Annotated in this window: 24 protein-coding genes and 1 tRNA gene; 14 read left to right on the top strand and 11 right to left on the bottom strand. The window is 62.4% G+C overall.

Going from position 1 to position 21630, the window contains the following annotated elements; all coding sequences use genetic code 11:
* Window positions 1-759 (bottom strand): TSUP family transporter, encoded by a 759-nt coding sequence (locus HU729_RS04990; protein WP_186708658.1) that lies wholly within the window; start codon window positions 757-759, stop codon window positions 1-3.
* Window positions 760-859: 100 nt separating this feature from the next.
* Here HU729_RS04990 and HU729_RS04985 point away from each other — a divergent pair, with 100 nt between their 5' ends.
* The gene (locus HU729_RS04985) at window positions 860-1759 is read left to right on the top strand and encodes a LysR family transcriptional regulator (protein ID WP_186708657.1); all 900 of its coding nucleotides are present in this window, start codon (window positions 860-862) and stop codon (window positions 1757-1759) included.
* Between the two features lie 126 nt (window positions 1760-1885).
* Here the strand turns inward: HU729_RS04985 and HU729_RS04980 are convergent, their stop codons facing one another.
* The 3 genes from HU729_RS04980 to HU729_RS04970 all read right to left on the bottom strand — a co-directional run bounded on the left by HU729_RS04980 (window position 1886) and on the right by HU729_RS04970 (window position 3449).
* A complete protein-coding gene (locus HU729_RS04980) occupies window positions 1886-2080 on the bottom strand; it encodes a hypothetical protein (protein ID WP_186669800.1) in 195 nt (64 codons plus the stop codon).
* 481 nt (window positions 2081-2561) lie between these two features.
* On the bottom strand, window positions 2562-2915 hold the full coding sequence (locus HU729_RS04975; protein WP_186708656.1) for an SH3 domain-containing protein: 354 nt from the start codon (window positions 2913-2915) through the stop codon (window positions 2562-2564).
* A 42-nt stretch (window positions 2916-2957) separates the two neighbouring features.
* Entirely contained in the window at window positions 2958-3449 is a 492-nt protein-coding gene (locus tag HU729_RS04970) for a GNAT family N-acetyltransferase (protein WP_186669804.1), read from the bottom strand.
* Window positions 3450-3751: 302 nt separating this feature from the next.
* Here HU729_RS04970 and HU729_RS04965 point away from each other — a divergent pair, with 302 nt between their 5' ends.
* Window positions 3752-4729, top strand: a complete 978-nt coding sequence (locus HU729_RS04965) for an alpha/beta hydrolase (RefSeq protein WP_238348306.1) — start codon at window positions 3752-3754, stop codon at window positions 4727-4729.
* A gap of 505 nt (window positions 4730-5234) precedes the next feature.
* On the top strand, window positions 5235-5471 hold the full coding sequence (locus tag HU729_RS25740; protein WP_238348305.1) for a hypothetical protein: 237 nt from the start codon (window positions 5235-5237) through the stop codon (window positions 5469-5471).
* Between the two features lie 190 nt (window positions 5472-5661).
* On the opposite strand, the gene HU729_RS04960 is transcribed toward HU729_RS25740, so the two are convergent.
* Window positions 5662-5749 (bottom strand) — tRNA-Ser (locus HU729_RS04960).
* A 124-nt stretch (window positions 5750-5873) separates the two neighbouring features.
* Between HU729_RS04960 and HU729_RS04955 the strand changes: the two genes are divergently transcribed.
* From HU729_RS04955 to HU729_RS04920, 8 genes are all read left to right on the top strand, one after another.
* Entirely contained in the window at window positions 5874-6545 is a 672-nt protein-coding gene (locus tag HU729_RS04955; protein ID WP_054892316.1) for a Bax inhibitor-1/YccA family protein, read from the top strand.
* A 184-nt stretch (window positions 6546-6729) separates the two neighbouring features.
* Window positions 6730-8109, top strand: a complete 1380-nt coding sequence (locus tag HU729_RS04950; protein WP_186708654.1) for a uracil-xanthine permease family protein — start codon at window positions 6730-6732, stop codon at window positions 8107-8109.
* An 86-nt stretch (window positions 8110-8195) separates the two neighbouring features.
* Entirely contained in the window at window positions 8196-8588 is a 393-nt protein-coding gene (gene tusD / locus HU729_RS04945) for a sulfurtransferase complex subunit TusD (RefSeq protein ID WP_186669820.1), read from the top strand.
* 1 nt (window position 8589) lies between these two features.
* Window positions 8590-8949, top strand: coding sequence for a sulfurtransferase complex subunit TusC (gene tusC, locus HU729_RS04940; RefSeq protein ID WP_186669822.1), 360 nt, complete (start codon window positions 8590-8592; stop codon window positions 8947-8949).
* A complete protein-coding gene (gene tusB, locus HU729_RS04935; RefSeq protein ID WP_186708653.1) occupies window positions 8949-9245 on the top strand; it encodes a sulfurtransferase complex subunit TusB in 297 nt (98 codons plus the stop codon). Before tusC ends, tusB begins: the two co-directional genes overlap by 1 nt.
* Window positions 9242-9577, top strand: coding sequence for a TusE/DsrC/DsvC family sulfur relay protein (locus HU729_RS04930; RefSeq protein WP_186669824.1), 336 nt, complete (start codon window positions 9242-9244; stop codon window positions 9575-9577). Before tusB ends, HU729_RS04930 begins: the two co-directional genes overlap by 4 nt.
* Before the next feature lie 8 nt (window positions 9578-9585).
* A complete protein-coding gene (locus tag HU729_RS04925; RefSeq protein WP_186708651.1) occupies window positions 9586-10584 on the top strand; it encodes a glycosyl transferase family protein in 999 nt (332 codons plus the stop codon).
* 98 nt (window positions 10585-10682) lie between these two features.
* Window positions 10683-11642 (top strand): glutathione S-transferase family protein, encoded by a 960-nt coding sequence (locus HU729_RS04920; protein WP_186669826.1) that lies wholly within the window; start codon window positions 10683-10685, stop codon window positions 11640-11642.
* A gap of 119 nt (window positions 11643-11761) precedes the next feature.
* Here HU729_RS04920 and cysG read toward each other — a convergent pair whose 3' ends face one another.
* The 6 genes from cysG to ftsK form a co-directional block, all read right to left on the bottom strand.
* Entirely contained in the window at window positions 11762-13153 is a 1392-nt protein-coding gene (gene cysG, locus HU729_RS04915; protein WP_186669827.1) for a siroheme synthase CysG, read from the bottom strand.
* Entirely contained in the window at window positions 13154-14434 is a 1281-nt protein-coding gene (gene serS, locus HU729_RS04910) for a serine--tRNA ligase (protein ID WP_186669828.1), read from the bottom strand. It abuts the gene before it with no gap.
* Window positions 14435-14465: 31 nt separating this feature from the next.
* Entirely contained in the window at window positions 14466-14840 is a 375-nt protein-coding gene (gene crcB / locus HU729_RS04905; RefSeq protein WP_054892326.1) for a fluoride efflux transporter CrcB, read from the bottom strand.
* Window positions 14837-16162, bottom strand: a complete 1326-nt coding sequence (locus tag HU729_RS04900) for a replication-associated recombination protein A (RefSeq protein ID WP_186708649.1) — start codon at window positions 16160-16162, stop codon at window positions 14837-14839. Before HU729_RS04900 ends, crcB begins: the two co-directional genes overlap by 4 nt.
* 11 nt (window positions 16163-16173) lie before the next feature.
* On the bottom strand, window positions 16174-16797 hold the full coding sequence (gene lolA / locus HU729_RS04895) for an outer membrane lipoprotein chaperone LolA (protein WP_065864365.1): 624 nt from the start codon (window positions 16795-16797) through the stop codon (window positions 16174-16176).
* Window positions 16798-16859: 62 nt separating this feature from the next.
* Complete coding sequence (gene ftsK / locus HU729_RS04890; RefSeq protein WP_186669830.1) at window positions 16860-19274, bottom strand: DNA translocase FtsK; 2415 nt, start codon at window positions 19272-19274, stop codon at window positions 16860-16862.
* 409 nt (window positions 19275-19683) lie between these two features.
* On the opposite strand from ftsK, the gene aat reads away from it, so the two are divergent.
* The 3 genes from aat to infA all read left to right on the top strand — a co-directional run bounded on the left by aat (window position 19684) and on the right by infA (window position 21448).
* Window positions 19684-20364 carry a leucyl/phenylalanyl-tRNA--protein transferase gene (aat, locus tag HU729_RS04885; RefSeq protein WP_186669832.1) on the top strand — a complete coding sequence of 227 codons (681 nt, stop codon included), beginning with the start codon at window positions 19684-19686 and terminating at the stop codon, window positions 20362-20364.
* 55 nt (window positions 20365-20419) lie between these two features.
* A complete protein-coding gene (locus HU729_RS04880) occupies window positions 20420-21127 on the top strand; it encodes an arginyltransferase (protein ID WP_186669834.1) in 708 nt (235 codons plus the stop codon).
* 102 nt (window positions 21128-21229) lie between these two features.
* On the top strand, window positions 21230-21448 hold the full coding sequence (infA, locus tag HU729_RS04875; protein ID WP_002553999.1) for a translation initiation factor IF-1: 219 nt from the start codon (window positions 21230-21232) through the stop codon (window positions 21446-21448).
* Window positions 21449-21630 lie beyond the last annotated feature (182 nt).

Below are 21630 nucleotides of genomic sequence, written 5' to 3'. Positions count from 1 at the left end.
TCAGCCGATCAGATCCCAGGAAAGCTTGGCGATCAGCACGCACAGCAGTACCAGGAACAGGCCCCGCACGAACCCTGCCCCTTTGCGTACCGCCAACCAGGTGCCCGTCAGAGCCCCCAGGATGTTGAACACCGCCATCGGCAATGCAATGGCCCACAGCACGTTACCCGAGGGAATGAAGAACACCAGTGCGGCCAGATTGGTGGCGATGTTCACCAGCTTGGCCGACGCCGAGGCGTGGAGAAAATCCAGGGCGAAAAAGCGGATGAACAGGAAGATCAAGAAGCTGCCCGTTCCAGGGCCGAACAGACCGTCATAGAAACCAATGGCACCGCCGATCAGTATCGCCAGGCACTGCTCCTTGCGGCCGATTCGCGTCGGCGTGTGCAAGGCCCCGAAATCTTTCTTGCAGAAGGTGTAGATCGCCATCAACACGATCAGCACCAGCACCGCCGGGCGCATCACGCTGGGAGGCACCAACGACACGGTCGCGGCCCCTGCGAACGACATGACAAAGGCACTGGCCATCGCCGGCACGATCAGCCCCCAGTCGAGTCTGACCTTGCGAATGAACGAGCGCGCGGCGAAGGCCGTGCCGCACACCGACGCGAACTTGTTGGTGCCCAACAGCGCCGCCGGTTGAGCACCGGGCAGCACATTGAACAGCGCAGGAATCTGAATCAGCCCGCCACCGCCGACCGCAGCATCGATCAATCCGGCAGCGAACGCGAACAGGGACAACAGGACGATATCCGTCATTTGAGAAGTTCCAGGCAGTGAAAGCGTGCCCAAAGCCTAATCAAACGGCCGCACCTGTGTTGAAATGCCATATTGCACAAACCGCAATGAGGAACCCGCCATGGCATTGGATATGCTGCGCGAAATACAGGCTTTCGTCAGCGTCGCCCACAAGCGCAGCTTCGTTGCCGCCGCCCGCGCCCTGGGGCGCTCACCCAGCGCCGTAACCCGCGCAGTGCAGGCGCTCGAGGACAACGCTGGCACCCGCCTGCTCAATCGCAGTGCCAACGCCGTGACCTTGACCGAAGCCGGAGAGCACTTGCTGCCCCACGCACAGCGCTTGCTGGAAGTGCAACGTGATGCGGCCGATGAGCTGGCGGCGCTGAGCGGTTCGGCACAGGGCTGGATCCGCTTCGCAGTGCCCGAGCTGCTGGCCCAGAAGGTACTGCCGGCGGTGCTCGCCGAATTCTCCCAACGTCACCCCCAGGTCACCCTGGACGTGCAGTTCGGCGATCAGGCCCTCGACCCGGTGCAAGGCAAGTTCGATTTCGTGGTGCGCGGTGCCTTTCCCCAGTCGAGCGAACTGATCGGCTATCCACTGTGGAACTACCGCCGCCACCTGTACGCAAGCCCGGCGTACCTGCAGCAACACGGCTTGCCACTGGAACCCGAGGAGTTGGGCGGCCATGCACTGATCCTGCACACCGCTCCCCGCATCCTCAAGGCTTGGCATTTCTACCGCGACGGCCAGATCACCAGCCTGCAACCACGTCCGCGCCTGCGCCTGTCTGCAGGCACTGCGGTGTACCAAAGCGCGCTGGCCGGTGCCGGCATCGCCCGTCTGGCCGACTGGCTGGGCGAGCCGCAAGTGCAGGCCGGGCGCTTGCTGCGGGTATGCCCGGCGTATCACCTGACCTCCAGCAGCGGCCAGGATCCGCAGATGCATGCGCTCTACCCGCCTGGCGAACAACCGGCTCGGGTACGTGAACTGCTGCAGGCGCTACGACGCGCGCGTCCCTGACCCCAAGACAGCACTGTACAAATTCTGCTCAATTTAACAAAGGCCGCTTCGTTACTGGCTTGTAGCGTTTTATCCACAGACCTACCCACGTTTTTTGTGGACAGAATTCCGAGCCCAGTTAACGACTTATCGCACACGCAATAGTGCAGCATTCGCTAGCCTGACCAATTCGATCCACTCGCCAACGTTGATCGCCCCGGCACGCTCGAGTTGCTCGGCACAGACCAGTGCCTGCTCGTAATCCCGTTCGCTGGCGATACCGGTGCCGACGAACCTCTCCCGCCACTCCAGCATCGCTGCAGTGCCCTTCTTGCTTTCCATGTACGACTCCGAGGCAGGTGGGCTGCCGTCAAGCCCAAAAACTCCAGACGCCCCACGCTCGGGGGCCGAAAACGGCCGCGGGAGATTACACGAGCGGTTATCAAGTGAGAATAAATATCAAGAATAAGCCGACAGACAGTCGATGAGCGGCGTGGCAGGAGGTAAAACGCATCGAGCCCGTCTCACAGGTAGACGGGCTCGGGGAAGTTGGACGGGATATTTCAGCCCGGTGGGATGGTACCCAGCAAGCCGATCAGGATCGTCAGCATCAGGAAACCACCCAGGAACAACGCAAGCTTGCCCATTGGAACCTCGACAAAGTGGGGACTGAACGGCAGAGCTGCCCGCCAGGGATGCGGTGCAGCCGCGCTTGCCCGGCGCATACCGCTTCGTACGGCTGGGCTTGAGGGGCATTGTCAGGCCTTGGCTGATACGGTTACAGATTCAGGTTGCCGGAAAAAAAGCATATCAGATGGGTCGTTCAGTCCAGCTGTCGCAACTTCTCCTGCGGCAACCACCCCAGTTCACCGTTGCGCTGTCGCCGACACCAGAGCCAGCCGTTCAAGCGCCGCAGCCCCACCACCTCGTGCCCAGGATCGACGTCCAGCTCATGGGCAGAATACGACTCCAGTGCCCGCCCCTGGCCGACACCCAGGCACTCGATCAACTGCCCCGGCACCCAGCCTGGCTCGTGCCCCTCACAGCTGCACAGATACCAGTCCTGCCAGTCTTCCTCACCCTCGTAACGTTGCCCGATCTGCAACAACGTCCCTCGGGCGAAGCGGATGGGTCGAGGGTATTCACTGCGATGGCTTTCGATCACCACGTATTTCATATCCCGCTCCCTGGCTTCAGAAGAATCAATCCTGGCAACCGCTCAGAGGCTCATGACCATTTCATGCCAGGCCATGCCACCGTGATCGGAACTGGAAGGTTTCACGTACTGGTATCCCATCTTTTCGTACAACCCTACATGCTGGTCCTTGCACATCAGGTGAATGGTCTTCTTGCCGCGTTCGCGCATCTGCTCGATGAAGCGCGTCATCAGTTGCCCGGCGTAACCGCGCCCCTGAAACGCCGGATCGACCACCACCGACATGATCACCACGTTTGGCGCCAGGGCATCGTGCCCAACCAGCTCCTTGAACGCCTCATCGGACATCACCACTTCGTGAGCACAGCCACTGTTGATGAAACCCACCACCTGGCCGTCCTGCTCCAGCACCAGAAAGCCCTCCGGGTACTGGGCGATGCGCGTGGCAATCTTCTCCCGCGTGGCCGCTTCGTCGCCTTCATAGGCAGTGGTTTCGATGTGATAGCAGCGGTCCACATCCGAAGGCGTGGCGGGGCGGAAAACAGGCGTATTCATGGGGTAGGTCCGTGTCTCGGTAAACAGAGGACGACATCCTAACCGGAGCGGCTCGGCTTCGCACCGCGATCACAGGTCACACCACGCTTAACCGAGCGTTATCCGTGCGCCACGCCTTTGTATGCTTACGTACCAAAACCCAGCGCAGATACGTAGGAAAACCACGCCCAACATCATCAGACACATCCTCGATACACCCCGACATTTTACTGGTGCCACCCCCACCCCACGGCCAAGCCAAGGAAATGTCCATGTCCAGCCCTCACCGTTTCAGATATCCCGCCCTGCTCGCCGCCGTACTGATGCCGCTGAGCGTCGTTGCCACAGGAACCTTCGCCGCCGACACAGCGCCTGCCGCCCAAGGCGCGCAAACCGCACATGACAGCTTCGGCACGCTCAAGCACATCAAGGCCGGCGTGCTGGATGTCGCCTACGTCGAACAGGGGCCCGCCGACGGTCCTGTAGTCATCCTCCTGCACGGCTGGCCCTACGACATCCACAGCTTCGAAACCGTGACTCCTCTGCTCGCCGCCAAGGGCTATCGCGTCCTGGTGCCCTATGTACGCGGCTATGGCGACACGCGCTTCCTCTCCGACAAGACACCTCGCAACGCTCAACCCTCGGCCCTGGCCAGCGATGTGATCGCCTTCATGGACGCCCTGCACGTACAAAAGGCCGTGCTCGCCGGCTTCGACTGGGGCGCGCGCACCGCCGACATCGTCTCGGCCCTGTGGCCCGAGCGGGTCAAGGCGCTGGTCTCGGTTAGCGGCTACCTCATCAGCAGCCAGGAGGCCGCCAAGGCCCCACTGCCGCCTATTGCCGAGCTGCAATGGTGGTATCAGTTCTACTTCGCAACCGAGCGCGGCCGTGCCGGGTATGAAAAGAATCGTCATGATTTTGCCAGGCTGATCTGGCAAATCGCCTCGCCGAAGTGGGCCTTCGACGACGCCACCTTCGAACGCAGTGCCAAGGCGCTGGAAAACCCTGACCAGGTGGCGATCACCGTCAACAACTACCGCTGGCGCCTGGGCCTGGCGCAGGGCGAGACCCAATACGATCCGCTGGAAGCGAAACTGGCCAAGTTCCCCGCGATCGCAGTACCGACCATCACCCTCGAAGGCGACGCCAACGGCGCGCCGCATCCGCCGGCTGACGCCTATCGGCAACGCTTTACCGGAAAGTACGAGCATCGGTTGCTGACGGGCGGGATTGGCCATAACCCACCGCAGGAGGCACCTGCTGCCTTCGCACAGGCGGTAGTGGACGCCGACCACCTTTGACCGGCCCTGGCTCATCCGCAAACAAAAGCCCTGGCATGCCAGGGCTTTTTGCGCAGGACAACAGGCCAGGACATTGTTGAGGGGTAGCGGTGTGCGGATTATCGAGCCTGGCGCTGGCCATCTGGGCTGCGACGCTCCCCTCCATGTATCTGAACATGCAGCGGTGATCCGTGGGTTGCTTTTCGGCCCGGGGAACCAGGCTACCTTTACTCGGGTTATTCCTGTGGCCCAGAAAGCATAGGCCTAAGCCTTGATCGCTTGCCAATTTACAGGCGTGCTACTCGGTGAAGCTTCAATGTCAGAGTCCCGTGAAAGCGCGGCGCCCCTTGGGCAGCCTCAGACAAGGCCATACAGAAGGGATACCGCAACAGCTTCGCAAACCGCATCAAAGAGACTCTCTTGTCTGAAAAGGCTCGCAGCCTATCAGCCGTCTACACTGGCAAGATCAACTGCAGCGTTCACGAAGGGCCTTGGTGTTGTCACACGGCCACTTCAAGGACCCGTCATGACCCTACGCAGCTTGGCAAAAAACCTTCCACCCGATCCTTACAACGAGGGCTGGGTGCTTGGCTGGGGAGTGCTGAGGGATCGACATCCCTGGCACTTTGTCGACGTCTTCGCCGACAGAAATACCGCCAGGATGGAGGCGCAACGCCGGGGAGATGACTACGTCGTGGAGTATGGCGCACACCGTCTAGGATCGGATGACTTCGTATGCGGTGTGAGCTTGCCTGAAGGGTAGATATTCATCGATGTGGACCATGCAACACATGCAATAGCTGCTGGGGCAAACCAAAGAACAGATAAGGGTGGGGTCGCCACCTAGCGGGATCTTGGCGAAACCTGCCGAACAAGTAACGGGGCGGAAGCGCTTCGGAAATTTTCAATACCCTAAAAACGCAAAAAGCCCTGAATAATCAGGGCTTTGAATATGGCGGAAGCGTAGAGATTCGAACTCTAGGATAGTTGCCCATCGACGGTTTTCAAGACCGTTGCCTTAAACCACTCGGCCACGCTTCCAGCTTGTTTTGCGGCGGCAATCATACCGTAATGAAACACGCTGTCAAACTCTCTCTGTCGCCCGTTGCAGAGGCTCTGTTATGATCTTTGCATCTGAACGTTTCAAACCCACAGGAGTGTCGCCATGCGCGAACAGGATTACGCCGTACAACACGGCCAGCAGGTCGAGCAGCAGGAGGTCAGCAAGGTCCTGCGCAACACGTACAGCCTGCTGGCGCTCACGCTTGCCTTCAGCGGCGTGATGGCTTTCGTCGCTCAACAGATGCGCGTCGGCTACCCGAACATCTTCGTGGTGCTGATCGGCTTCTACGGGCTGTTCTTCCTCACCGCCAAGCTGCGTGATTCGGTCTGGGGCCTGGTTTCTACCTTCGCCCTCACCGGCTTCATGGGCTTCATCCTCGGCCCGATCCTCAACCGCTACCTCGGCATGGCCGGTGGCGCTGAAGTGGTCAGCTCGGCCTTCGCCATGACCGCACTGGTATTCGGTGGCCTGTCGGCCTACGTGCTGATCACCCGCCGCGACATGAGCTTCCTCAGCGGCTTCATCACCGCGGGCTTCTTCGTGTTGCTGGGTGCCGTGGTCGCGAGCTTCTTCTTCCAGATCAGCGGCCTGCAACTGGCGATCAGTGCTGGCTTCGTGCTGTTCTCGTCGGTCTGCATCCTGTTCCAGACCAGCGCCATCATCCATGGCGGCGAGCGCAACTACATCATGGCGACCATCAGCCTGTATGTATCGATCTACAACCTGTTCGTCAGCCTGCTGCAGCTGTTCGGCATCATGGGTCGTGACGACTGATCGTTAGCGATTGGACGATTCAGGAAAGCCCGCTTCGGCGGGCTTTTTTGTGCGTGGATGCTTTTGGGGTGCACGCCCCTCCCCGCCACGAAGAAGCAAAGAGCAGCCCAGTCAAGACGTACCTCTACCCCTTCGCCGTCGGGCCCCGTAGAATGCGCTCCTTTTTTCTTCGGGGCGGTTTCCCATGAGTTCACTCGAACAAGAGCCAGGCGCGACGGCGCCTGCCAACGAACTGGTCCTTGGCCTCGAGGACAAGCCGCGGCCACTGATCGGTCTGCTGGCGGCACTGCAGCACTTGCTGGCGATCATCGTGCCAATAGTCACGCCTGGCCTGCTGATCTGCCAGGCGCTGGGCGTTTCGCCGCGGGACACCAACCTGATCGTGTCGATGTCGTTGGTGATCTCGGGCATCGCAACCTTCGTCCAGTGCAAGCGCTTCGGGCCATTCGGCGCAGGGTTGCTGATCGTCCAGGGCACCAGCTTCAACTTCGTCGGACCACTGATTGCCGGTGGTGCGCTGATGGTCAAGCAGGGTACGCCGGTCGAAGGCGTGATGGCGGCAATCTTTGGGGTCGTGATCGCCGGCTCGTTCGTGGAGATGGGCGTTTCGCGCATCCTGCCATTCATCAAGCGCCTGATCACCCCGCTGGTGACCGGCATCGTGGTGCTGATGATCGGCCTCACCTTGATCAAAGTTGGCCTGATCAGCATGGGTGGCGGCTTTGCGGCCATGGGCAACGGCACCTTCGCCAATGGCGAGAACCTGCTGCTGTCAGGCGTGGTGCTGGCGATCATCGTGGTCCTCAACCGGATTCCGGTGGTGTGGATGCGCAGCTGCGCCATCGTCATCGCGCTGGCGGTGGGCTATGCGCTGGCAGGCTACCTGGGGCGTCTGGACTTTACTGGCATGCACGAGGCCGCGCTGTTCCAGGTGCCGGTACCGCTGCACTTCGGCCTGGGCTTCTCCTGGGCGCTGTTCATTCCGATGCTGGTGATCTACCTGGTGACCTCGCTGGAAGCCATCGGCGATGTGACAGCCACCAGCAAAGTGTCGCGTCAGCCGGTCGAGGGGCCGGTGTGGATGCAACGCATCAAGGGCGGGGTGCTGGTCAATGGGGCGAACTCGCTGCTGGCGGGCCTGTTCAACACCTTCCCCAGCTCGATCTTTGCGCAGAACAACGGGGTGATCCAGCTGACGGGTATCGCCAGCCGTCATATCGGTGTCTGGATCGCGCTCATGCTGGTATTGCTGGGGCTGTTCCCGAGCGTGGCCGGGGTGATCCAGGCCGTGCCGGAGCCTGTACTGGGTGGTGCGGCGATGGTGATGTTCGGTGCGGTGGCGGCATCAGGGATCAATATCCTGGCCAGCACCCGCCTGGATCGTCGGGCGTTGCTGATCATCGCCGTGTCGCTGGCCCTGGGGCTGGGCGTGGCGCAGGTGCCGGAGTTCCTGGCGCACATGCATGCGGCGCTGCGTAACGTACTGGAGTCTGGTGTTGCCACCGGCGGTATCTGTGCCCTGGTGCTGAACTGGTTCCTGCCAGAGAGCCGGGAACGCGCCTGACCATCTTTGCAGGCAGACAAAAGCCCGCGCCTACAGGTGCGGGCTTTTTGCTTTATCATGACGGCACTTCTTTACACGAGCCTTCCATGAAATTCGCCATCGCGGTGTTTTCTCCGGCCCATGCGCCCTCCTCGCGCCGCGCGCTGCGCTTCGCCGAGGCGGCCCTGGCCGGCGGACACGAGATTACTCGACTGTTCTTCTACCAGGACGGGGTGCACAGCGCCTCGGCCAACGTCGTCGCGCCTCAGGATGAACAGGATGTGGCGGCGCAATGGCGCAGCTTCGTCAGCCATCATCAACTCGATGCGGTGGTCTGCATCGCCGCAGCATTGCGCCGGGGCGTGCTCGACGAGGCCGAAGCCAATCGCTACCAGCGCCCTGCCGTGAACCTGCCCAAGCCGTGGGAGCTGTCCGGTCTTGGGCAACTGCACGAAGCTGCGCAAGTGGCAGACCGTCTGGTCTGCTTCGGAGGCGATTGAAATGGCCAGCTCTTTGTTGATCATCAGCCGCCAGGCACCCTGGAATGGGCCATCCGCCCGCGAAGCGCTGGATATCGCGCTTGCCGGTGGCGCCTTCGACCTACCGCTGGGCATGCTGTTTCTCGATGACGGTGTCTTCCAACTCGCCAGCGGCCAGCAACCGGCCCTGCTGCAGCAGAAGAACCTTGCCGCCAACCTGCAGGCGCTCCCGATGTTCGGGGTCGAGGAGCTGTTCGCCTGCGCGCACAGCCTCCAGCAACGCGGACTGGACGGCAGCACGCTAGAGCTGCCGGTACAGGTCCTCGACGATGCAGCACTGCGCGCACTGATCGCCCGTTTCGACCAGGTGGTGACCCTCTGATGACGACCCTGCATGTAATCAGCCATTCGCCCTTCGGCGACAACCGCTTGACCAGTTGCTTGCGTTTGCTGGACAACCAGGACGCGCTGCTGCTGTGCGGCGATGCAACCTACGCCCTCAAGCCCGGCAGCGAGCCTTACCGTGTATTGCAGGCTGCTGGCCTGGAGCAACGCCTGTTCGCCCTCGAAGAAGACCTGCAGGCCCGCGCAATCCCCGGCGAGTTGGCAAAGGCCGTGGACTATCCCGCCTTCGTCGCGCTTTCGCTGCACTACGACAAGGTCAATACCTGGCTATGAGCGACCTGATTGTAGGCAATCGCTCGATTGCCCTGGACAAGGACGGCTTCCTGGTCGACCTGCAGGACTGGTCCCATGAGGTCGCCCAAGCCCTGGCCGCCCGTGAAGCGATCGCACTGACCCCGGACCACTGGGAAGTCCTCGAATTGCTGCGCCAGTTCTACGACGAATACCAGCTTTCGCCAGCGACCCGTCCGCTGATCAAGTACACCGCCCTGAAGCTGGGCCCGGACAAGGGCAACAGCCCGCACCTGAACCGTCTGTTCAATGGCACCCCCGCCAAACTGGCCGCCAAGCTGGCGGGCCTGCCCAAGCCGACCAACTGCATATGACCGAGCCGATGACCGACAGCCCGAGCCCCCTGACCCTGGAAACCCCGGCCGAACACCCCTTCGCCGAGTTCGTGCGCATTCTCGGCAAGGGCAAGCGCGGAGCACGGGGCTTGACCCGCGAGGAAGCGCGCGCAGCGATGACACTGCTGCTCGAAGGAAAGGTCGAAGACACCCAACTGGGCGCCTTTCTGATGCTGCTGCGGCACAAGGAGGAAAGTGCCGAGGAGCTGGCAGGTTTCACCGAGGCCCTGCGCACCCACCTGCAAGCCCCATCGATCGCTGTGGATCTCGACTGGCCAAGCTACGCCGGCAAGAAGCGCCACCTGCCCTGGTACCTGCTGGCTGCCAAGTGCCTGGCCAACAGCGGCATTCGCATTCTCATGCACGGCGGCGGCGCCCACACGGCTGGGCGCCTGTACACCGAACAGTTGCTCGCCCTGCTGGACATCCCCTTGTGCCGTGACTGGCAGGCGGTGGCCGACAGCCTGGACCAGCAGCGCCTGGCCTTCTTCCCGTTGCAGGACTGGGCGCCGCAATTGCAGCGGATGATCGACCTGCGCAACACCCTGGGCCTGCGCTCGCCGATCCACTCCCTGGCCCGCGTACTCAACCCGCTCGGCGCGCGCTGCGGCCTGCAAAGCATCTTCCACCCGGGCTACCAGGCCGTGCACCGCGAGGCCAGTCGCCTGCTCGGCGATCACGCCCTGGTGATCAAAGGTGATGGCGGCGAGATCGAAGTCAATCCGGATGTCATCAGCCACTTGTACGGCACCACCGGCAGCGAGGCCTGGGACGAAGAATGGCCCGCGCTGAGTGCACAACGCCACGTCAAGCCAGCAAAGCTTGAGCCCGAGCATCTGTTGGCGGTATGGCACGGCGCGGCGCAGGACAGCTATGGCGAGCTGGCGGTCGTCGCGACCATGGCCCTGGCGCTGCGCGGCCTGGGCCATGATCGCGAACAGGCGTTCGACACCGCGCGCACGTTCTGGTCAAACCGAAACATCTAACCAGTCGATCAATAACTGGCGATATTTGCGCTATTTATTCGAACGGTATGCCCTAGACTGAGCTCCAACGACAGACTATTTGGTAATTGGAGCTCCACATGGGCCTTTTGATCGACGGCCGCTGGCATGACCAGTGGTACCAGAACAGCAAGGATGGCGCCTTCCGCCGCGAAAACGCCCAGCGCCGCAATGCGCTGCCTGCGGCCGAAGCAGGCCGTTACCACTTGTATGTTTCACTGGCTTGCCCATGGGCGCACCGCACCCTGATCTTCCGCGCACTCAAGGGCCTGGAGCCACTGATCGACGTATCTGTGGTGAGCTGGCTGATGGGCGAGCACGGCTGGACCTTCGACATCGCACAGGGCTCGACCGGCGATCATCTCGACGCCCTACAGTACCTGCATCAACGCTACACAGTGGATGATCCGCACTACACGGGCCGAGTGACCGTACCGGTCCTGTGGGACAAGCAAGAGCAGCGCATCGTCAACAACGAGTCAGCGGAAATCATCCGCATCTTCAACAGCGCGTTCGACGAGTTGACCGGCAATCGCCTGGACCTCTACCCCGAGCCACTGCGCAGCACCATCGATGCGCTCAACGAACGCATTTACCCGACGGTGAACAACGGCGTGTATCGCGCAGGCTTCGCCACCACCCAGGAGGCGTACGAGGCAGCGTTCGATGAGGTGTTCAACGAGCTGGATCACCTGGAAGCGCTGCTCGACAGCCAGCGCTACCTGGCCGGCGAATACCTGACCGAGGCGGATGTAAGGCTGTTCACCACGCTGGTGCGCTTCGACGCGGTGTATCACGGGCACTTCAAGTGCAACCTGCGGCGGCTGGCGGACTACCCGAACCTCTCCAACTGGCTACGCGAGCTTTATCAGTGGCCAGGGGTGGCGCAGACGGTGGATATGGAACATATCCAGAAGCACTACTACATGAGCCACAAGACCATCAACCCGAACGGCATCGTACCCAAGGGGCCACTGCAGGACTTCACATTGCCCCATGATCGTGAACGGTTGGCGGGCAAGGGCATATGGCAGGGTTGAAATCATTGGGGCTGCTTTGCAGCCCATTCGCGGGCAAGCCCGCCCCCACAGGTTTAAAGCAGCGCCGTACCTGTGGGAGCGGGCTTGCCCGAGAATGGGTCACGAAGTGGCCCCAGTGATCAGCTGTTCTGCGCCCCTTCGAACCAGGCCAGCTTGTCACGCAACTGCACCACTTCCCCAACGATCACCAGGGTCGGCGCATGCACTTCATGCCGGGCCACCAGGTCCGGCAGGTCTGCCAGGGTCCCGGTGAACACGCGCTGATTGCGGGTCGTGCCCTGCTGCACCAGCGCTGCCGGCGTGCTTGCCGCACGGCCATGACGGATCAACTCGGCGCAGATGGTCGGCAAGCCTACCAGGCCCATGTAGAACACCAGTGTCTGGGCTGGCGCCACCAGGTCATTCCAGGGCAGGTTGCTGGTGCCGTCCTTGAGATGGCCCGTGACGAAGCGCACCGACTGGGCGTAGTCGCGGTGAGTCAGTGGAATACCGCCGTAGGCCGAACAGCCGCTGGCCGCCGTGATACCCGGCACGACCTGGAAGGGGATGCCCTCGTCGGCCAGCTCCTCGATCTCCTCGCCGCCACGGCCGAAGATGAACGGATCGCCGCCCTTCAGGCGCAACACCCGCTTCCCCTGGCGGGCCAGATCAACCAACAGGCGGTTGATCTGGTCCTGGGGCACAGCATGGTCAGCGCGGCGCTTGCCGACATAGATGCGCTCGGCATCACGCCGACACATCTCGATGATCGCCGGGGCCACCAGACGGTCGTAAAGCACCACGTCGGCCTGCTGCATCAGGCGCAGGGCACGGAAGGTCAGCAAGTCGGGATCACCAGGGCCGGCACCGACCAGATAGACCTCGCCACCCTGCTGTACAGGCGCGCCATCGACCATGGCCTGCAACAGCCGCTCGGCTTCGGCGCCCTGCCCGGCCAACTGCCGCTCGGCGATCGGCCCCTGGAACACAGTCTCCCAGAAGCCGCGACGCTGGTTGACGTCCGGGTACAGCGCCTTGACCTTGTCACGAAAACGCGCGGCCAGGCCTGCCAACTCGCCGTAGGTGGACGGAATCCAGGTCTCGAGCTTGGCCCGGATCAAACGTGCCAGCACCGGCGCATCGCCGCCACTGGAAACCGCCACCACCAACGGCGAGCGATCGACGATGGCAGGGAAGATCACCGTGCACAGGGCCGGTGCATCCACCACGTTGACCGGTAGGTTGCGCGCCTGTGCGTCCGCCGATACCTGTGCGTTGAGCCCCGGGTCATCAGTGGCGGCGATCACCAGACGGCAACCCTCCAGGTCAGCGACCTGATAGCCGCGCACCAGCACCTCTCCGCTGCCTTCCCTGGCCAGCGCGGCCAACTGGCCGTCGACTTCCGGCGCGACCACCCGCAGCACGCCGCCGGCATCCGCCAACAGGCGCGCCTTGCGCAGGGCGATCTCACCGCCGCCGACGACCAGTACTCGGCCGCCCTGCAGCTTATGGAACAGCGGCAGGTACTTCATTTAGCGGATAACCTCGACGCCGCCCATGTAGGGCTTGAGCACCTCAGGCACACGAATCGAACCATCGGCCTGCTGGTAGTTCTCCAGCACCGCAACCAGCGTGCGGCCCACTGCAAGGCCGGAGCCGTTGAGCGTGTGCACCAGCTCCGGCTTGCCGGTTTCCGGGTTGCGCCAGCGGGCCTGCATGCGGCGGGCCTGGAAGTCGCCGCAGTTGGAGCAGGAGCTGATTTCGCGGTACTTGCCCTGGCTGGGCACCCACACTTCCAGGTCGTAGGTCTTCACGGCGCCGAAGCCCATGTCGCCGGTGCACAGGGCCAGCACGCGGTATGGCAGCTCCAGCAACTGCAGCACGCGCTCGGCGTTGGCGGTCAGGCCTTCAAGGGCTTCCATGGACTTGGACGGCTCCACGACCTGGACCATCTCGACCTTGTCGAACTGGTGCTGGCGGATCATGCCGCGGGTGTCACGACCCGATGCGCCCGCTTCGCTGCGGAAGCACGGGGTGTGGGCCACCAGTTTCAGTGGCAGCTGCTTGGCGTCGAGGATCTCGCCCGCTACCAGGTTGGTCAGCGACACTTCGGCGGTCGGGATCAGGTAGAAGTCGGCCTCGCCTTCGCGGGTGATCTTGAACAGGTCTTCCTCGAATTTCGGCAACTGGCCGGTGCCCTGCAGGGCCGGGGCCTGTACCAGGTAAGGGGTGTAGTGCTCCTCGTAGCCGTGCTCGCCGGTGTGCAGGTTGATCATAAACTGCGCCAGGGCGCGGTGCAGGCGGGCAATCGGCCCACGCAGCACGGCAAAGCGAGCGCCGGACAGCTTGGCCGCAGCCTCGAAGTCCAGGCCACCACTGACTTCACCCAGGGCAACGTGGTCCTTGATCTCGAAGTCGAAGGCCTGCGGCGTGCCCCAGCGGCGCACTTCGACATTGTCGTCTTCGCTGGCGCCGACCGGCACGCTGGCGTCCGGCAGGTTGGGGATGGTCAGCAGGATGCCGTCGAGCTCGGCCTGGATCTCGTCCAGCTCGGTCTTGCCGGCTGCAAGCTCGTTGGCCATGCGCTCGACATCCGCCATCAGCGGGGCGATGTCTTCGCCCTTGGCCTTGGCCTGGCCGATGGATTTGGAACGGGCATTACGCTCGGCCTGCAGCTGCTCGGTGCGGGTCTGCACCGACTTGCGGCGCTCTTCCAGTGATTCGATGCGCGCGACATCCAGGCTGAAGCCACGGGAGGCCAGGCGATCCGCCACTTCCTGAAGTTGGCCGCGTAACAGTTTGGAATCGAGCATATCGTTCTCTCGTTGTGTTTTAGGTGTTGGTTCAGATTCGGGTCAGGGCCAGGCCGGCCCAGGTGGCGAGCAGCCCGCCCAGCACGCTGGCGGCGGCATAGCCGAAGGCCAGGGGCGCCTGTCCGCTTTCGAGCAGGCGCACGGTATCCAGTGAAAAGGACGAAAAGGTGGTCAGCCCGCCGACGAAGCCGACGATCAGCCCCGCACGCACCTCGATCGGCACGCCGGGCTTGTTGAGAAACAGGCCGTACAGCACACCGATGATCAGGCAGCCCACCAGATTGACCGCAAGCGTAGCGAGATAGAAGTGTCGTGGCCAGTGGGCATTGACCCAGTTGCCCGCAGCAAAGCGAAGCAAGGTGCCAGCAATACCGGCGGCGCTCACCGAGGCGATCAGAGCAATCACGTTTTTCTCCGTTGACGAGGGCTGTTGCGGTCCAGCTCGGCAAGGTGGCGCAGTTTCTCGCCAATCTTCAATTCCAGGCCTCGTGGCACTGGCTGGTAATAGGGGCGTGGCTCGAGCTCGTCGGGGAAATAGTCTTCGCCCGCAGCGTAGGCGTCTGGCTCATCGTGGGCGTAGCGGTATTCGTCGCCATAGCCCAGTTGCTTCATCAGCTTGGTCGGTGCGTTGCGCAGGTGCAGTGGCACTTCGAGCGAGCCGTGCTCGGCGGCCTCGCGCAGGGCGGTCTTGAAGCCCATGTAGACAGCGTTGCTCTTGGGTGCGCAGGCCAGGTAGGTGATGGCCTGCGCCACTGCCAGCTCGCCCTCGGGGCTGCCCAGGCGCTCCTGGACATCCCAGGCCGCCAGGCACAGGCTCAGTGCGCGGGGGTCGGCGTTGCCGATGTCCTCGCTGGCCATGCGCACCACGCGGCGGGCGATGTACAAAGGATCGCAACCGCCGTCGAGCATGCGCGCGAACCAATACAGCGCGCCGTCGGGGTTGGAGCCGCGCACCGACTTGTGCAGCGCCGATATCTGGTCATAGAACGCCTCGCCGCCCTTGTCGAAGCGGCGGCGGCTGTCGCCAAGCAGGCTTTGCAGCATCTGCACGTCGATTTCGCTGCCATCCTCGGCAAGGTCGGAAGCGTTCTCGAGGAAGTTGAGCATGCGCCGACCATCGCCATCGGCAGCGGCCATGAGCATCTTGAACGCCTCATCGCCGACCCGCAGTTTGCGCTTGCCCAGCCCACGCTCTTCGGTCAGCGCACGGTTGACCAACTTGCGCAGGGCCGCTTCGTCCAGGCTCTTGAGTACATAGACCCGAGCCCGTGACAGCAAGGCGTTGTTGAGTTCGAACGAAGGGTTTTCGGTGGTGGCGCCGATGAACAGCAAGGTGCCGTCTTCGACGTAGGGTAGAAAGGCATCCTGCTGGGACTTGTTGAAGCGGTGCACTTCATCGACGAACAGGATGGTGCGCCGGCCATACTGGCCGGCCTGCTGCTTGGCCACCTCGACGGCCTGGCGGATTTCCTTGACCCCCGCCAGCACCGCCGAGACCGTTTCGAAATGCGCATCGCAGAACTGCGCAAGCAGCCGGGCCAGCGTGGTTTTGCCAACTCCCGGCGGCCCCCAGAAGATCATCGAGTGCAGCGCACCCTGCTCCAGCGCTTCACGCAGCGGCTTGCCACGCGCCAGCAAGTGCTCCTGGCCCACGTACTCATCCAGGTTGGACGGACGCAGGCGAGCAGCCAGAGGCTGGGCAACGGGTTCGCTTCGAAACAGGTCCATGATGCCTCGCGTTACTCCTGGATGACGTCGGCGCCTTCCGGGATCTTGAACTGGAACGTGCTCGCCGGGACAGCCTGGTTGGCCTTGACCCCGTTGAACAGGATGTTGGTACGCTGACCGACGCTGTCGATCAGTTGCATGTCATTGATCAGCCCTTTGCGGAACGAGATGCGCAGGGAGTCGAACAGCGTGTCCTTGGTCTTGGGCTTGAGGGTGAAGTCCATGACCTCGCCCTGCTCCTTCGACGCGATGTCGAAGCTCTGGCTGATCTTGGAGACATCGCCGGACAGCAGCAACGCCGGGGTCTGGCTCAAACGCACATCAAGCTTCTTGACCGTGGCCTGTTCCAGATCCGGGTCCCACAGGGTGACTTTCTGGCCATCGGACACCACCACCTGCTCTTGCGGCGCATCGGTGTGCCAGTAGAACAGCCCCGGGCGCTTGACCGTCATCTTGCCGGTCGTTTCCTGCAAGCTGGTGCCGCTGGCATCCAGAGTCAACTGAGAGAAGTTGGCCTCGATGGTCTGGGACTTTTCCAGCAACTGGGTCAGGCGCTGTACATCTTGCTCACCGGCATAAGCGGTAACCGAGCCCAGGGTCAGGGCAGAAACCAACAGCATGCGAATCGCGCGCATGGGAATCCTCATTGAGCAGTGAATAGGCCGGACGCCGTCGTTGGCGCCCGACAAAGTGATCATCAATCGCGCGGGCCACCTGGGGCAATCACTTCCCGCGAGCCGTTGCTGTTCATCGGAGTGACCACACCGGCCATCTCCATCGCCTCGATCATCCGCGCGGCACGGTTGTAGCCGATCTTGAGCTTGCGCTGTACCGCTGAAATCGATGCACGACGGCTTTCAAGCACGAACTGCACCGCTTCATCGTACAGGGCGTCGGTTTCCGCATCGTCGCCATCGCCACCGCCGCCACCACCTTCGAAGCCGCTGCCAGCCTCTTCGACGCCGTTGAGGATGTCGTCGTTGTAGTCCGGCGCCCCCCGCAGCTTCCAGGCTTCGACCACACGGTGCACTTCATCGTCGGATACGAACGCACCATGGACCCGGATCGGCAGGCTGGTACCCGGTGGCATGTAGAGCATGTCACCGTGGCCGAGCAACTGTTCGGCACCGCCCTGGTCGATGATGGTCCGCGAGTCGATCTTGCTCGACACCTGGAACGCCATGCGGGTAGGAATGTTGGCCTTGATCAGACCGGTGATCACATCGACCGATGGACGCTGGGTAGCGAGAATCAGGTGAATACCCGCCGCCCGCGCCTTTTGGGCGATTCGGGCGATCAGCTCTTCGACCTTCTTGCCGACGATCATCATCATGTCGGCGAACTCGTCGACGATGACCACGATGGTCGGCAGGGTTTTCAGCGTCGGCGGCTCGTCTTCCATGCTCTCGCGGCGGTACAGCGGATCGTGGATAACCTCGCCCGCTTCCTGGGCATCCTTGATCTTGCGGTTGAAGCCCGCCAGGTTACGCACGCCCATGGCGGCCATCAGCTTGTAGCGGCGCTCCATCTCGGCGACGCTCCAGCGCAGGGCGTTGGCGGCGTCCTTCATGTCGGTGACCACCGGGCACAGCAGGTGCGGAATGCCTTCGTAGATCGACAGTTCGAGCATCTTCGGGTCGATCATGATCAGCCGCGCATCTTCGGGGCCGGACTTGAACAGGATCGACAGGATCATCGCGTTCACACCCACCGATTTACCGGAACCGGTAGTACCGGCCACCAGCAAGTGCGGCATCTTGGCCAGATCGGTGATCACGGGCTTGCCGCCGATGTCATGCCCCAGCGCCAGGGCTACCGGCGACTTGGCTTCGTCGTATTGAGACGAGGACAGGACCTCGGAGAACCTCACCATCTGACGGTTCTCGTTGGGAATCTCGATGCCCACGGTGGTCTTGCCGGGAATCACCTCGACCACCCGCACGCTGGTCACTGCCAGCGAACGCGCCAGGTCCTTCGCCAGGTTGGCGATGCGGCTGACCTTGACACCTGCAGCCGGCTGGATTTCATAACGAGTAATCACCGGGCCCGGATGGATGGAGTCCACCGACACCTCGACACCGAACTCCTTCAGCTTGATTTCCAGTAGATGACCGACGCCGGCCAGCGACTCAGGCGAATACTCGATTTTCTTCTGCTCGGCCGGGTCGAGAATGGAGATCGACGGCAGCGTGCCTTCCACGGCGCTGTCGACGAACAACGGTGCCTGCTTCTCCTTCATCACCCGCTTGCTCGGTTCGGGCGCCTTGACCGGGGCCGGGATATTGATCACTGGCGCCGGCTGTTGCTCGCGCTGGGCCACATGCTTGGTCAGGGCCTCGTCGCGCTCGATGATGCGCTCGCGGGCCTTGACCTGCTCGCGCTTGTCCGTAACCACAGGGGCGACCACTTCATCGACCTGGTCATCTACCTCGCGCAGTTGCGCCACCAGGCGTTTGCGCTCGTTGCGCGCCTCCCACCAGCGGTTGGCCGCACCTTGCACCAGTTCGAACAGGTCGAGGGTGATCTTGCCGGTGAGGTCCATGACCTTGAACCACGAAAGGTCGGTGAACACGGTCAGGCCGAACAGGAACAGGGCGATGAACATCAGCGTGCTGCCCTGCACGTTCAGCAGGTTGCGCGCCAGGTCGCCCAGGCTTTCACCCAGGGCGCCGCCAGCGGAGAACGGCATGCTCGCGGGAGGGTGGAAATGGATATGCGCCAGCGCCGCGCCCGACAACACCAAGAATACCAGGCCGATCAGGCGCCAGGAGAACAACCAGCCGCTCCACTGCCAGGGCTGGTGGCGCTCGCGAAAGATCTGCCAGGTCTTGATTGCCAGCAGCAACGGGAAAATGTAGGCGAAGTAGCCGAGCACCATGAACAGGATGTCGGCGAAGAAGGCACCGGCGCGACCGGCAGCATTCTGCACCTGGTCGACGTTGCTGGTGTGGCTGAAGCTTGGGTCGGAGGTGTCGTAGGTCAGCAGCGCCATCCACAGATACAGGCACAGGGCACCGACGGCGATCAGCGCGCCCTCCTTGAGGCGGTAATGCAACTGCTGGCGCCACAACGGCACGGGCAAAGGGGTCGGGGTTGCGGTGGATTTCTTCAAAACGCGTCTATTCCTGCGCTCGCTGCGCGTTAAATAGTGATCGAGCCGATGACTGGCCGACGAACCACTACTTTTATCATTACTGCCCGCCCGCCGCCATGGCGGCACGCCGCATGGCACATGAACAGAGGGCCGATTTCCATGGGTGCAATTTGAGCATGCATTTTGTTCTGTGACAAAGGCTTATGCTGTATTTTTGCACAGGTATGACAGCAAATGTCCGGGTTGGTGCCGGATGGCTCACTAATGCGTAGGAAACCGCCTCAAACGCTGCGCCAAAACCACGCATGACGGGCAGGGACCAACCCTGGCCGCCGGCAACCTCCCCCAGGCAGCACAAGACCAGACGTTGACCACACTTCTTGCAGCCGCCATGCTGCCCGCTCCCCTCCCCCACCGCCGAAAGACCATGCTCACCTGGCTGACCCGCGACTCGCTCACCTTCCCGCCCCTGGAAAAAGCCCTGCACGAGCCCAACGGCCTGCTCGCCGCCGGTGGCGACCTGACGCCCGAGCGCCTGGTCCAGGCCTATCGCCATGGCTGCTTCCCCTGGTATCAGGACGGCCAGCCCATCCTCTGGTGGTCACCGGATCCGCGCACCGTGCTGTTCCCGGACGAGCTGCACGTTTCGCGCTCACTGGCCAAGCTCATACGCCAGGGCCGCTACCAGGTCACTTTCGACAGCGACTTCGAACGGGTCATCGCCGCTTGCGCCGCACCCCGCGACTATGCTGACGGCACCTGGATTACCGACAGCATGCGGGCCGCCTACTGTGAATTGCATCGACGCGGCATCGCCCATTCGGTGGAGGTGCGCCAGGATGGCGAGCTGGTCGGCGGCCTGTATGGCCTGGCCATGGGCCAGCTGTTCTTCGGAGAGTCCATGTTCAGTCGCGCCGACAACGCTTCGAAGGTCGGCTTCGCCACCCTGGTCGAGCACCTGCGCCAGGCTGGCTTTGCCCTGATCGACTGCCAGATGCCGACCAACCATCTGCACAGCCTCGGCGCCCGTGCCATCAGCCGCGCCGAGTTCGCCCGCTACCTCGCGCGCCACCTCGACCAGCCCTGCAAGGCAACCTGGGTTCGCTAGGCGAGTTCCCATTGCTGGCATACACTTAAGACAACGTCTTGCCGGGGGGTCAATCATGACAGAGTTGGCGCGGTTGAAGTTCTATGCCACTCAACCTCACTCCTGCAGCTATCTGCCGGAGGAGCAGGCGACCACGCTGTTCCTGGACCCTAGCCAGCCGATGGACGTACATGTGTACGCCGACCTTTCGGAAATGGGTTTTCGTCGCAGCGGCGATCATCTCTACCGCCCGCACTGCCAGAATTGCAATGCCTGCGTACCGGCTCGCATCCCTGCAGCACGCTTCATCCCTAACCGCCAGCAGCGGCGCATCCTCAAGCGCAACGCCGACCTCACCGTCACTGCTGCGCGCCCGGCGTTCAAGGAAGAGTACTTCGACCTGTATCGACGCTACATCGAACAGCGCCACTCGGATGGCGACATGTACCCGCCCAGCCGCGACCAGTTCTCCACCTTTCTGGTGCGCGACCTGCCATTCTGCTGGTTCTACGAGTTCCGCCTCGAAGGCCGCCTGCTGGCGATCGCCGTGTGCGACCTGCTGCCTAACGGCCTTTCGGCGGTCTACACCTTCTACGAGCCCGATGAAGAACGTCGCAGCCTGGGGCGCTTTGCCATTCTCTGGCAAATCACCGAGGCACTGCGGCAGAATCTCGAGGCGGTCTACCTGGGCTACTGGATCAAGAACTGCAAGAAGATGAACTACAAGACCCAGTATCGCCCCATCGAATTGCTGATCAACCAGCGTTGGGTCAGCCTCAACTGAAAGCATTGGCTTGAAACACAGTTTTCGGGCATAATCCACGCCACTTTTTTGCCCGGTGCAGTCGTGCGTCGGGCCATCTCTGGATACCGAGGGCTTTACTGCATGTCGAAAGAAGACAGCTTCGAAATGGAAGGCACTGTCGTCGACACCCTGCCCAACACCATGTTCCGCGTGGAGTTGGAAAACGGGCACGTCGTTACCGCGCACATCTCCGGCAAGATGCGCAAGAACTACATCCGCATTCTCACTGGCGACAAGGTCCGCGTCGAACTGACGCCGTACGACCTGAGCAAGGGCCGCATCACTTACCGTGCGCGCTAAGCTCCAGCCATGAAAAAGCCCGGCCAATGTGCCGGGCTTTTTTGTATCTGCGCAATCGCAAGGAGCGGCTTCACAGGGCTGCAGGAGCGTGCCCGCCTGCGAAAAAGACACCGAGCTGCCTGGCACGGGCTACGCCCGTGTTCGCGGGACAAGCCCGCTCCCACAGGGATTGGGCCAGCCTT

It is taken from the genome of Pseudomonas sp. RW10S2 (assembly GCF_014268985.1).
GTDB classification, from domain to species: Bacteria; Pseudomonadota; Gammaproteobacteria; order Pseudomonadales; family Pseudomonadaceae; genus Aquipseudomonas; species Aquipseudomonas wayambapalatensis.
This window is presented reverse-complemented; position numbering and strand designations above follow the sequence as displayed.